The sequence below is a fragment of the Saccharomonospora halophila 8 genome (genome assembly GCF_000383775.1).
Taxonomy (GTDB): domain Bacteria; phylum Actinomycetota; class Actinomycetes; order Mycobacteriales; family Pseudonocardiaceae; genus Saccharomonospora; species Saccharomonospora halophila.
On sequence record NZ_KB912541.1, the window covers coordinates 1 to 9029 of the forward strand.

At 72.9% G+C, this 9029-nt stretch carries 10 protein-coding genes and 1 pseudogene; 7 read left to right on the forward strand and 4 right to left on the reverse strand.

Going from position 1 to position 9029, the window contains the following annotated elements; genetic code table 11:
• Both SACHA_RS21450 and cofD read right to left on the reverse strand, forming a co-directional pair.
• Positions 1-395: pseudogene (locus SACHA_RS21450) on the reverse strand (coenzyme F420-0:L-glutamate ligase); the annotation flags it as partial.
• A gap of 124 nt (positions 396-519) precedes the next feature.
• The gene (gene cofD, locus SACHA_RS0110465; protein WP_020628612.1) at positions 520-1515 is read right to left on the reverse strand and encodes a 2-phospho-L-lactate transferase; all 996 of its coding nucleotides are present in this window, start codon (positions 1513-1515) and stop codon (positions 520-522) included.
• Positions 1516-1995: 480 nt separating this feature from the next.
• Between cofD and fdxA the strand changes: the two genes are divergently transcribed.
• The 3 genes from fdxA (at position 1996) to SACHA_RS0110480 (ending at position 3999) form a co-directional block, all read left to right on the forward strand.
• Entirely contained in the window at positions 1996-2316 is a 321-nt protein-coding gene (gene fdxA, locus SACHA_RS0110470; RefSeq protein ID WP_019809499.1) for a ferredoxin, read from the forward strand.
• Complete coding sequence (dapC, locus tag SACHA_RS0110475; RefSeq protein WP_019809500.1) at positions 2313-3404, forward strand: succinyldiaminopimelate transaminase; 1092 nt, start codon at positions 2313-2315, stop codon at positions 3402-3404. The genes fdxA and dapC overlap by 4 nt, the downstream gene beginning before the upstream one ends.
• 97 nt (positions 3405-3501) lie before the next feature.
• Entirely contained in the window at positions 3502-3999 is a 498-nt protein-coding gene (locus SACHA_RS0110480; protein ID WP_028663064.1) for a hypothetical protein, read from the forward strand.
• 36 nt (positions 4000-4035) lie between these two features.
• On the opposite strand, the gene dapD is transcribed toward SACHA_RS0110480, so the two are convergent.
• Positions 4036-5031 carry a 2,3,4,5-tetrahydropyridine-2,6-dicarboxylate N-succinyltransferase gene (gene dapD, locus SACHA_RS0110485; protein ID WP_028663065.1) on the reverse strand — a complete coding sequence of 332 codons (996 nt, stop codon included), beginning with the start codon at positions 5029-5031 and terminating at the stop codon, positions 4036-4038.
• A gap of 21 nt (positions 5032-5052) precedes the next feature.
• A complete protein-coding gene (locus SACHA_RS0110490; protein ID WP_019809503.1) occupies positions 5053-5505 on the reverse strand; it encodes a hypothetical protein in 453 nt (150 codons plus the stop codon).
• 36 nt (positions 5506-5541) lie between these two features.
• Between SACHA_RS0110490 and dapE the strand changes: the two genes are divergently transcribed.
• The 4 genes from dapE to SACHA_RS21455 all read left to right on the forward strand — a co-directional run.
• Entirely contained in the window at positions 5542-6618 is a 1077-nt protein-coding gene (gene dapE, locus SACHA_RS0110495) for a succinyl-diaminopimelate desuccinylase (protein WP_019809504.1), read from the forward strand.
• Positions 6619-6757: 139 nt separating this feature from the next.
• Positions 6758-7489: an LOG family protein gene (locus SACHA_RS0110500; RefSeq protein ID WP_051110177.1), complete on the forward strand. Its 732-nt coding sequence runs from the start codon at positions 6758-6760 to the stop codon at positions 7487-7489.
• On the forward strand, positions 7489-8058 hold the full coding sequence (locus tag SACHA_RS0110505; RefSeq protein ID WP_019809506.1) for an LOG family protein: 570 nt from the start codon (positions 7489-7491) through the stop codon (positions 8056-8058). Before SACHA_RS0110500 ends, SACHA_RS0110505 begins: the two co-directional genes overlap by 1 nt.
• 140 nt (positions 8059-8198) lie before the next feature.
• Positions 8199-9029 (forward strand): glucosyl-3-phosphoglycerate synthase (locus SACHA_RS21455; RefSeq protein ID WP_019809507.1); only part of this gene is annotated, 831 nt, incomplete at its 3' end.

Here is a 9029-nt window from a genome sequence, read left to right on the forward strand (position 1 = left end):
GTCCACGCCGAGCCGGTCGCGCAGGCCGTCGCGCAGCGCCCGGGCGGAGGCGTCCGGGTCGGTGGGCAGCAGCGCCACTCCCCGGTGTCCACGTTCGAGGCGTCCACCCCGGAGGCCGCCTGCACGATGCCGAGCCGGTTCTCGGTGATCACGGTGCGCCCGATCCGGGCCAGCACCCGCACCGACTCCTCGTCGATCAGCTTGCGCCGTTCGGCGTCGCGGAGGTCCGGGTCGGCGGGGACGGTCACCAGCCGGTCCTCGACCTTGGAGACCACCTTGCTGGTGACCACGACGACGTCGCCGGAGCGCAGCCAGCCTGCGGCCCCGGCCAGCGCACCGGTCAGGTCGTCGCCGGGGCGGAACTCGGGCAGCCCCTCCACCGGCAGGATCTCCACCCGCGCCGCACCGTGCTCGTACCCGGAGGGGTCGTACCCGGTGCTCCCGTGGGCGGAGTGCCCCGTTCCGTGGGCGGAGTGCCCCGTTCCGTGGGCGGAGTGCCCCGTTCCGTGGGCGGAGTGCTCAGTCAACGTCCACCCCGGCCAAGTTCAGCGCGGCCCGCACCATCGCCGCCGTGGCGTCGACGTCGGACATCAGCAGCGGGACCGCGCGGACGGCGACCCCCGGGACGTCCACCGACTCGCCCTCGTGCACGAGCCACCCGTCCAGCAGCCCGTCCTCGGAGGTCTTGCGCGAGCCGTAGTGCGCGCCCACGGCCTCGGCCGTGGATTCGACACCGATGGCGGACAGGCAGGCGTCGGCCATCCCCCGCACCGGCCGCCCGCCGATGATCGGGGACACTCCCACGACGTCGGCCGCGGTGGAGCGCAGCGCCTCGCGCACCCCGGGCACGGCCAGCACCGACCCGATGGAGACCACCGGGTTGGACGGGGCGAACAGCACCGCGTCGGCCCCGGCGATGGCGTCGGTCACGCCCGGTGCGGGCTGCGCCTCCTCCGCGCCGACCGGCACGATCGTGTGCGCGGGCAGCTTCGCGCGGTGGCGGACCCACCACTCCTGGAAATGCAGCGCCTTACGCTGCTCCGGGTCGTCCGGGTCGTCCACGACGACGTGGGTCTCCACCCGGTCGTCGGTCATCGGCAGCAGTCGCACGCCGGGCCGCCACCGGTCGCAGAGTGCCTCGGTCACCGCCGACGGCGGGTACCCGGCGCGGATCATCCGCGACCGGAGGAGATGGGTGGCGATGTCCTTGTCGCCGAGGTTGAACCAGGTCGGCTCGGCGCCGTAGGCCTCCAGCTCGGCCTGGACCGTCCACGTCTCGCCCGCGTGGCCCCACCCGCGTTCGGGGTCGATCCCGCCGCCGAGGGTGTACATGCAGGTGTCCAGGTCGGGGCACACCCGCAACCCGTGCATCCAGACGTCGTCGGCGGTGTTCACCAGCGCGGTGATCTCGTGCGGCGACTCCCGCTCGCCGACGGCGGGAAGCCCGAGCGCAGCCTTGACGCCGAGCAGGAAGCGGGCACCGCCCACCCCGCCGACGACGACGACAACCTTCACAGTGCCGGCCTCTCCCATTCCGTGACTCGACTCCGCGGCCCGCCCGTGGTCCGCCCCGGGGGCGCGGCGTGCTCATTCTCCAGTGTCCCCCGCCCGCCCCACCGAGCCCCCGCGAGTCGCCCCTCCCCGCCCGCGAGTCGACGCTCCGTGTGGTCGAGCCGACGCGCCCCGCCCGTGAGTACGCGCTTCCGGACGGTGTGCCGGCGGCCCGCATCCGTGCTCGGACGTCACTGTTCCGTCCTGGAGTGACAACTCGGTGCACCGGGGTGGCGACTCGCGGGTACAGCAGGGTGTGAGTAGGCACACATGGGGGCCGGTGGGTGGTGGCGGGGAGGGGTCTTCCCGTGGGCACCGGGCGGGTACCGGGTAAACATGGCTCACACATCCGGGTCGGTGCCACCGGTGGACGGCTTAGGATGCGGGAGAGACAAGCGTAGTGTCCGGCAACGGGCCTGACCGAGAACCAAGCAGGAGAACGCAGTGACCTATGTGATCGCCGAGCCCTGCGTCGACGTGCTCGACAAGTCGTGCATCGACGAATGCCCCGTCGACTGCATCTACGAGGGCGAGCGGATGCTCTACATCCATCCCGACGAGTGCGTCGACTGCGGAGCCTGCGAGCCGGTCTGTCCGGTGGAGGCCATCTACTACGAGGACGACGTGCCGGACGAGTGGAGCCCCTACACCAAGGCCAACGTCGACTTCTTCGACGAGCTGGGCTCCCCGGGCGGCGCGGCGAAGGTCGGCAAGACCGCGCACGACCCGCAGTGGATCAAGGACTTGCCCCCGCAGGGCGAATGACCCGGGCCAGGCTTCCCGACTTTCCCTGGGACTCGCTGGCCGAACACGCCGCCACCGCGCGGGCGCACCCGGACGGCCTCGTCGACCTGTCCGTCGGGACCCCGGTCGACGAGGTCCCGGACGGCATCCGGGCCGCGCTCGCGTCGGTGTCCGAGATCCCCGGGTACCCCGCCACGCACGGCACCCCCGCGCTGCGGGAGACGGCGGTGGCGGCGCTGCGGCGTCGGCACGGCGTGGACGGGGTCGACCCGGACGCGGTTCTGCCCACGGTCGGCTCCAAGGAACTGGTGGCGTGGCTGCCGACCCTGCTCGGCGCGGGCCCGGGGGACACCGTCGTGATCCCCGAGCTGGCGTACCCGACCTACGAGGTCGGGGGGCTGCTCGCGGGCGCGACGGTGCTGCGCGCCGACGCCACCACCGCCGTCGGGCCCGGCAGGCCCGCACTGCTGTGGTTGAACTCGCCGTCCAACCCCACGGGCCGGGTGCTCGGGGTCGAGCACCTGCGCAAGGTCGTCGACTGGGCCCGCGAGCGCGGCACGGTGGTCGTGTCCGACGAGTGCTACCTGGCGCTCGGCTGGGAGGCCGAGCCGCTGTCGATCCTGCACCCGGACGTGCACGGCGGGAGCCTGGACGGGCTGCTGGCGGTGCACTCGCTGTCCAAGTCGGCCAACCTCGCCGGGTACCGGGCCGGGTTCGTCACCGGCGACCCGGCGCTGGTGCGTGACCTGCTGGCGGTGCGCAAACACGCCGGGATGATCGTGCCCCGGCCCGTGCAGGAGGCCATAACCGCCGCACTGGCCGACGACGACGCCCTCACCGCACAGCGCGGCCGCTACGCGGCCCGTCGCGCGGCTCTGCGCCCCGCGCTGGAGGGTGCGGGCTTCCGCATCGACCACTCGGAGGCCGGGCTGTACCTGTGGGCCACCCGCGGTGAGAGCGCCGGGACGACCGTGGCCTGGCTGGCCGAGCGCGGCATCCTCGCCGCCCCGGGCACCTTCTACGGCCCCCACGGCGGTGAACACGTCCGCGTGGCCCTCACCGCCACCGACGAACGGATCGACGCCGCCGTCCGGCGACTGTCGACCTGAGCACCGGGCGAGACCGGCGATGGGGGCAGCGCGCTGACCCGTGCCATCACCGGAACCGCGCGTTGCGGCCGGGTGAGTTTGCAAGTAGTTTGAAACTATGACCGCCCCGGAAGTGAATTTCTCGGAGCTGTCCAACAAGCCTGTTGAGACGGTTCGTAAGTTGCAGCAGTCCACGAGCCGTTCCCTGCGGGTGCACCGGCGCGGAGCGGAGGACGAGGACCTGCTGCTCACCACCGTGAGTCGTGCTGAGCAGGTCGCCGAGGTGGCGTCCACGACCACCAAGCTCTTCCTCGCACTGATGGAACACGACGACCGGACACGGACCCTGGTGACCGACGTCGTTCCGCGTGCGTTCCCGTGGGTCCGGTTCCTCCCGAAGGAGGGCGTGCGCCAGTTCGTCGTGGAACTGGTCGAGACATTGGAGGCGGCGGACAGTCTCGAGAATCCCGCGCCGGTGGCCCACCTCGTCGCCGCCTGGCGAAGCACTGCCGAGGTTCATGCCGATCCTGAACTGCTCGCGGTCCTCAAGCGGGATGGTGCCGACTCCGGAGCCGTGCCGGAACCGCCCGCCGGGGACCCGGGCCCGGGGTCGTGAGGCGCCCGCCGGGCACCGCCGACCCCGGGCGGAGCGTCAGTCGTTGGCGTGCAGGGCGGCGTTGAGTTCCACCCCCGCGCCGGTGCGCGGGACGGCCTCCACCGCGCCCGTGGCCGAGTTGCGGCGGAACAGGGCGCCGGAGATGCCGGACAGCTCCCGCGCCTTCACCGACCGGCCCTCGAAAGTCACCTTCGTGCCCGCCGTGATGTAGAGACCGGCCTCCACCACCGAGTCGTCGCCGAGCGAGATGCCGACACCGCCGTTCGCGCCGATCAGGCAGCGCTCGCCGACGGAGATGACCTCCTTGCCGCCGCCGGACAGCGTGCCCATGATCGACGCGCCGCCGCCGAGGTCGGTGCCGTCCCCGACGACCACGCCCGCCGAGATCCGACCCTCCACCATGGAGGCGCCGAGCGTGCCCGCGTTGAAGTTGACGAAACCCTCGTGCATCACGGTGGTGCCGTTCGCCAGGTGCGCGCCGAGCCGCACCCGGTCCGCGTCCCCGATGCGCACCCCGCCCGGGATGACGTAGTCGACCATCCGGGGGAACTTGTCGATGTGGTGCACCGTGACGCTGCCGTGGGCCGCCCGCAGCCGCATCCGCGTGGCCTCGAAGCCCTCCACCGGGCACGGGCCGTGGTCGGTCCACACGACGTTGGACAGCAGGCCGAACACGCCGTCGAGATTCTGCCCGTGCGGGTGCACCAGGCGGTGCGAGAGCAGGTGCAGCCGCAGGTACACCTCGTGCGCGTCCGCCGGGGCCCGATCGAGCGAGCCGACCGTGCTGCGCACCGCCACGACCTCGACACCGCGGACGTCGTCCGTGCCGAGCAGGCCGGTGGCCGCCGCGCCGAGCGCCTCGGTGGCCTGTTCGGGGGACAGTCGCTCGGTGCCGCCCGTCGCCGCGCCCGCGGCGTCGGTCAGCTTCGGGTTCGGGAACCACGTGTCCAGCACGGTCCCGTCGGGGGTCACGGTCGCCAGCCCGACGCCGGTGGCGCCGGTCGTTTCGGGATTCGGGGTCGCTGCACTCACGGCCGCCACGGTAACCCGCGCTCAGCCCGTCCGCGTCGCCACGTCGGGCAGTGCCGACAGTTCCGTCCGCAGCGTCTTCACCGCCACGCTGATGTCGGACAGCGCGGTCGCGCAGGCGTCCCCGCCGCCCTCGCCACCGGCACAGCCGTTCGCGCGGTAGGCGCGCACCCCGGCGTCGAGGTCGTCCGCGGCCTCGGTCAGCCCGGGTCCCACCCCGGTGAAGCCACGTGCGGTGCCCGGGACGGTCGAGAGCTGGGTGACGTACTTCTCACAGTTCGGCGGGTAGACCTCGCCGGGAGCGCGGAAGCAGTCGTCACCCGTGATGGCCTCGAGCTTCACGTCGAGCGCGGCGGGCCCGGGGTCCTGTCCCTGACCCTCCGGAATCGGCCCCGCCTCCCGGGAGCACCCCGCCAGCGCGACCAACAACACGGCGGCGACCAGCGGTCCGCGTCCGACGACCGAGTTCCTACGCACGCCTCCACCGTAGCCAGCGCGCGGTACGGTGCGGACATGCCCTCGCTCGACCCGCGCTCCGACCCGGTGGACCTCACCGCCGCCCTCGTCGACATCGAGAGTGTCTCCGGCGCGGAGGCCGACCTCGCCGACGCCGTCGAGCACGCCCTGCGCACCCGGGCGCCGCACCTGGAGGTGGTACGCGACGGGAACGCGGTCCTGGCGCGCACCACGTTGGGCAGGCCGTCGCGGGTGGTGCTCGCGGGCCATCTGGACACCGTCCCGGTGAACGACAACCTGCCGTCGCACCGCACCGGATCGGGGGAGAACGAGGTGCTGCACGGGCTCGGCAGCGTGGACATGAAGGGCGGCGACGCGGTCTTCCTGCACCTCGCGGCCACCCTCACCGAGCCGCGGCACGACGTCACGTTCGTGTTCTACGACTGCGAGGAGGTCGAGGCCGACCGCAACGGGCTCGGCCGGATCGAACGGCAGCGCCCGGACTGGCTGCGCGGTGACCTCGCCGTCGTGGGGGAACCGTCGAACGCGGTGATCGAGGCAGGCTGCCAGGGCACCATGCGGGTCGAGCTGCGCACCGAGGGCGTCCGCGCGCACACCGCCCGCGCGTGGATGGGGGACAACGCCGTGCACGCGCTGGCCGAGCCGCTGCGCAGGCTGACCGGGTACCGGCCGCGGACGGTCGAGATCGACGGACTCACCTACCGGGAGGGTCTGCAGGCCGTGCGGGTCGGCGGCGGGGTGGCCGGCAACGTCGTGCCGGACGAGGCCGTGCTGGCGGTGAACCACCGGTTCGCCCCGGACGTGCCCGCCGAGCGGGCGGAGGCCCACCTGCGGGAGGTGTTCGACGGCTACGAGCTCACCGTCGTGGACCGCTCCGCCGGTGCCCTTCCCGGGCTGTCGTCCCCGGCGGCGGCCGAGCTGGTCGCCGCCGCGGGCGGGCGCGTGGCGCCCAAACTCGGCTGGACGGACGTGGCGCGGTTCGCCGCACTCGGTATGCCCGCCGTCAACTTCGGCCCCGGTGACCCCACCCTGGCGCACACCCGCGGGGAGTGGGTGGCCACCGCGGAGATCCGCCACGTGGCCGAGGTACTCGGATCGTGGCTGGGCGCGTGAGCCTACGCTGGGCGCTGTGACCGAACCGACCCCTGACGCCGGAAACGGCGACCGCCAGGACGAGACCGGGGCCGACCACGTCCGTGGCGGCCTCCGCGACGGCGCCCGCACCGAGGACCGGCATCCGCAGGAGAAACGTCTGGGCCCCGTGCTGCTGCGCCGTGACCGGGAGGAGGCGTCCGAGGCGTCCACCACCGACCAACGGCTGCTGGACTCGCGTGGCCCGAGCGACTGGGTGCACACCGACCCGTGGCGGGTGCTGCGCATCCAGGCCGAGTTCGTGGAGGGCTTCGGTGCGCTCGCCGAGGTGCCGCGCGCGGTGACCGTGTTCGGCTCGGCCCGCACGGCACGCGACGATCCCGAGTACCAGACCGGCCGGGAGATCGGCGCCGCGCTGGCCAACGCCGGTTTCGCCGCGATCACCGGCGGTGGCCCGGGGGCGATGGAGGCGGTCAACCGCGGTGCGTCCGAGGCGGGGGGCCTCTCGATCGGGCTGGGCATCGAACTGCCGCACGAACAGGGCATCAACGCCTGGGTCGATCTCGGGGTGAACTTCCGCTACTTCTTCGCCCGCAAGACGATGTTCATCAAGTACTCGCAGGCGTTCATCTGCCTTCCGGGCGGGTTCGGCACCCTGGACGAGCTGTTCGAGGCCCTGACGCTGGTGCAGACCAAGAAGGTCACGAAGTTCCCGGTGGTGCTGTTCGGCTCCGCGTACTGGACGGGACTGTACGAGTGGGTGCGGGACACCGTGCTGGCGCAGGGCAAGGTCAGCGAGCGGGAGGCCGCGCTGCTGCACGTCACCGATGACATCGACGACGCGGTGGGCGTGGTGATGGAGGCGTACAAGGCATGGGAGGAGACGCACTAGTGCAGCGACTCTGCGTGTTCTGCGGGTCGTCGTCCGGTAAGGAGCCCGGCTACGCCGCCGACGCGGCGGCACTGGGCACGTTGCTGGCCGAGCGCGGGATCGGTGTCGTCTACGGCGGCGGCCGGGTCGGGCTCATGGGCACGGTGGCCGACGCGGCGCTGGCCGCGGGCGGCGAGGTCACGGGGGTGATCCCGGAGCAGCTGATGCGGGCGGAGATCGCCCACCACGGGCTCACCGAGCTGCACGTCGTGGCCGACATGCACGAGCGCAAGGCCACGATGGCGCGGTTGTCGGACGGGTTCCTGGCGCTGCCCGGCGGGGCGGGCACGCTGGAGGAGCTGTTCGAGGTGTGGACGTGGGCCCAGCTGGGGCTGCACACCAAGCCGGTGGGAATGCTCGACGTGCGCGGGTACTACAGCAGGCTCGCCGAGTTCCTGGACCACACGGTGACCGAGGGTTTCCTCAACCACGCCACCCGCGACCTGGTCACCATCGACCCGGACCCGCACACCCTCCTGGAAGCTCTCACCCACCACACCCCCACCCCCATCAACAAGTGGGCCGTCTGACCCGGCGCCGGTCACGTCGCGTGGTGCCGTGAGGGGCACTTTCCCTGCATCTGACGCAGTGATTGTGCCCCTCACCGCGCCCCACGCAGGGGATGTGCCCTTCACGGCAACACCCGGGCGGGCGTGACACGATCGGGGGTATGGACGGGGAGTGGTTCCGGCGGCGGACCTGGCAGTGGCCGTCGTGGGGGGTCGACGAGCTGGTGCGGGCCAAGGGTGCACGCTCCGTGTCCGTGGTGCTGCCCGCGCTCGACGAGCGGGACACCGTCGCCGACGTCGTGGCCTCCGTCCGGCCGCTGGTCGGCACGCTGGTCGACGAGCTCGTCGTGGTCGACTCCGGCTCGTCCGACGACACCGCCGCCGTCGCCGCCGACGCCGGGGCCACCGTGGTGCACCGCGAGGACGTGCTGCCGGAGTTCGACCCGGTTCCGGGCAAGGGCGAGGTGCTCTGGCGCTCCCTGGCCGCGACCACCGGTGACCTGGTCGTGTTCCTGGACTCCGACCTCGTCGACCCGGACCCGGCGTTCGTGCCCGCCCTGCTCGGGCCGCTGCTCACCGAACCCGGGGTCGCGCTGGTCAAGGGCTTCTACCGCAGGCCGCTGCGCGTCGAGTCGGACGAACTCGGCGCGGGGGGTGGCCGGGTGACCGAACTGCTGGCTCGGCCGCTGCTGTCCGCGCTGCGCCCGTCCCTGTCCGGCCTGGTGCAGCCGCTGGGCGGGGAGTACGCGGCGCGCCGGGAGCTGCTGGAGTCCGTCCCGTTCGCCGCCGGGTACGGCGTGGAGCTCGGGCTGTTGCTCGACGCCGAGGCCCGGTACGGCCTGGACGCGCTCGCCCAGGTGAATCTGGGCGTGCGCAAGCACCGGAACCGGTCGTTGCTCCAGCTCGGCGTGATGGCCCGGCAGATCCTCGGGACCGCGCTGGACCGCTGCGGCCCCGCCCCGTCCGGGGCCGGGGGCGGCCCGCACCCGCAG

What these genes read in the sequence shown, in the direction of transcription:
- dapC (WP_019809500.1), top strand. Translation starts at nt 2,313, where the DNA reads ATGACCCGGGCCAGGCTTCCCGACTTTCCCTGGGACTCGCTGGCCGAA.
- SACHA_RS0110480 (WP_028663064.1), top strand. Translation starts at nt 3,502, where the DNA reads ATGACCGCCCCGGAAGTGAATTTCTCGGAGCTGTCCAACAAGCCTGTT.
- dapE (WP_019809504.1), top strand. Translation starts at nt 5,542, where the DNA reads ATGCCCTCGCTCGACCCGCGCTCCGACCCGGTGGACCTCACCGCCGCC.